The organism is Roseicyclus sp., from assembly GCF_052168335.1.
Taxonomy (GTDB): Bacteria; Pseudomonadota; Alphaproteobacteria; order Rhodobacterales; family Rhodobacteraceae; genus Roseibacterium.
Genome location: NZ_JBQLZP010000036.1, coordinates 1 through 1,965 on the forward strand (window position 1 = coordinate 1; position 1,965 = coordinate 1,965).

2 protein-coding genes are annotated in these 1,965 nt (G+C 71.7%); both read right to left on the bottom strand.

Annotation, left to right across the window (positions count from 1 at the left end):
- Window positions 1-1,111: mechanosensitive ion channel family protein (locus ACTS11_RS01260; protein ID WP_442638542.1), on the bottom strand; the 1,111-nt coding region annotated here is incomplete at its 3' end.
- A gap of 80 nt (window positions 1,112-1,191) precedes the next feature.
- Window positions 1,192-1,965 (bottom strand): DUF3772 domain-containing protein (locus ACTS11_RS01265; protein WP_442638541.1); only part of this gene is annotated, 774 nt, incomplete at its 5' end.

A 1,965-nucleotide genomic window follows, 5' to 3' on the forward strand; every position in this document is an offset into this window, starting at 1 on the left:
GTCGCAATTCGTCGATGGCGGGCTCGGCCCCGCCGATGATGGTCTGCGCGGCGCCCGCCTCGCGCCCGGCGAGGAGCGCCTCGGGGTTCCTCAGCCAGATGTCGCGCTGCGCGAAGGGGATCTCGATCCCCTCCTCCCGGAAGCGCTCGGCGATGCGGTGGTGCATCTCGGTCTTGACGGCGACGAGCTGGTTCACGTCGCGCAGGATGGCGCGGATGCGGAACTCGAGGCTGTCGGCGCCGAAGCCCATGAAGTCGACGCCGGGCTCGGGATAGGCGGCGACCACGGGATGCTCGCGCGCGATCTCGAGCAGGATCTGCTGCACGCGCCGCGTGTCGGTGCCGTAGGCCACGCCCACCGTCACGATGGCCCGCCCGATCGTGTTGCCGCGCGTCCAGTTCGTCACCGTGCCCGAGATGAAATCGGCGTTCGGGACGATCACGTCGGTCTTGTCGAAGGTCTCGATCCGCGTCGAGCGGACGGAGATCGCCTTGACGATCCCCATCGTGCCGTTGACCTCGATCCAGTCGCCCTCCGAGATCGGCCGTTCGACCAGCAGGATGATGCCCGAGACGAAGTTGTTCACCACGTTCTGCAGGCCGAAGCCGATGCCGACCGAAAGCGCGCCGATGACGACGCCGAGCGCGGTCAGGTCGATGCCGCCCGCGGTGATCGCCACGACGGCGGCGAGCCCGATGCCCAGATAGCCGATGCCGGAGGTGAGCGCGGTGCGCGCCCCGGGGTCGAGCCGTGTGCGCGGCAGGACGGTCGATTTCAGCGCGCCCTGGAGGAGCCGGGTCAGCAGGAGGCCGAAGGCGAAGACGAGGATGACGGCGAAGACGGCGCCCGGCGTCAGGCGCGCCTCGCCGAGCGTGACGCCTTCCCAGAAGCGGCCGTAGACGTCCGAGAGCTGCTCGGGCCGGGCGCCCCAGATCAGCGCGAAGAGCGGCAGCGCGGCGAAGGCGAGAAGGAAGTTCACGAGGACCGGCAGGAGCGCGTCGCCCGCCTCTTCCACGGTCTTGCGGAAGACCACCGCGTAGAGGTCGCGCACGACCGGCTGGAGCGCGATGAGAAGGCCGATGAGCCCCAGGCTCCGCGCCGTCGGCACCATGACCGCCTCGGTCGCGTTCACGTAGCCCACGAGGGCCAGGAACGGCCCGAAGAAGGCGAGGATCACCAGCCCGGTCGCCGTCAGGGCCAGCGCGCGCCCCGCGAAGCCGCGCCCGTCCTCGGCCCCGTCGGCGACCGGAACCTCCGTCCGCAGGAGGCGCGCGAGGCGCCAGAAGAGATAGCCGAGAAGGACGTAGGCGGGCGACTGGAGCACCCCGCTCGCCGAGGGCGGCACGACGTCGAGGGCGGCGAGGACTGGAGCAGCACCGCCACGCCGACCATGAGACCGATGGCGACCACCACGCGCCGCGCGGCCCGCGCCAGGCCGGGCTGGGCGCGCAGCGTGGCGAAGGCCCCGTCCCCGTCCTCGCGGAAGAGCCGCCCGGCGAGCCAGAGCGAGGTGTAGACAGCCCCCGCGATGCCAGCGAGCGACGCCAGTAGCTGCGATCCCTGCGGGCCCACGAGCCCGGTGGCGAGGATCGCCGTCAGGATCAGGATGACCCCCACGAGCGGCACGGTGATCTGGAGAAGCGAGACCAGGAAGGCGACTGCGATGCGCCCGCGGCTCCGGGCGCGCGACTGGAGCCGCTCGGTCAGGCGCTCGGTCCAGCGGCGTCCCCGCAGGATGGCGAGAAGCCCGAGAACGGCGAGGATCGCGATGCCGGGCGCGGCGTCGGCCAGTTCGTCGCGCCGGACCGGGTCGTTGACGCGGCCGCGCACCTCGCGCTCGAGGAGGAGCGACACGTCGCGCAGCGCGACCAGCGCCGAGGGCCAGTTCACCGGGTTCACCGGGCTCGGATCGAGCTGGAGAAGCTGCTGCTGCTGGCGCTCGCGCAGGATCAGGTCGATCTCGTT